Origin of the sequence: Kineococcus indalonis, from assembly GCF_009906395.1 — a bacterium.
Lineage (GTDB): Bacteria > Actinomycetota > Actinomycetes > Actinomycetales > Kineococcaceae > Kineococcus > Kineococcus indalonis.
Genome location: NZ_JAAALM010001005.1, coordinates 1 through 496, shown reverse-complemented (window position 1 = coordinate 496; position 496 = coordinate 1). Strand labels below are relative to the sequence as shown.

Below are 496 nucleotides of genomic sequence, written 5' to 3'. Positions count from 1 at the left end.
GCGCGGGGGCGAGCCGCACCCCGGGAGCGACCTCGAGACGACGGGGCCGCACCGCAGCGCGGCGAGGAGCGACGACGCCGTGGAGCACGAGAGCAGGGCCAGCGGGGGCGGCACCGCCCCCCTCACCGTCCCCCTCACCGCCGGCAGCACCCTCAGCGGGCCGCTCACGGCCCTGCCCGGCGCCGACGGGCGCGTCGTGCTCCAGGACGCCGACGGCGACCGGTACGTCCTCGTCCCCGAGAGCAGCTGGTCCGCCCTGCTGGACGGCGCGCGCGAGGGGCGCCCCGGGGTGAGCCTGACCGCGCGCGAGCGGGAGGTGCTGCGGATGGTCGCCGACGGCTGCGCCGGCTCCGTGATCGCCGAGCGGCTCGGGCTGGCCCCGAACACCGTCGCGCAGCACCTGGCCTCGGTGCGCCGCAAGTACGGCGTGCGCTCCTCGGCGACCGCGGCCGCCGCCGCGCGCCGGCAGGGCCTGCTCGACTGAGCCGCCCCGCCC

At 80.0% G+C, this 496-nt stretch carries 1 protein-coding gene; it reads left to right on the top strand.

Annotation, left to right across the window (positions count from 1 at the left end):
• A partial coding sequence (locus GTR00_RS22420) for a helix-turn-helix transcriptional regulator (RefSeq protein WP_205706450.1) occupies positions 1–484 on the top strand: 484 nt, incomplete at its 5' end.
• Between the last annotated feature and the right edge of the window lie 12 nt (positions 485–496).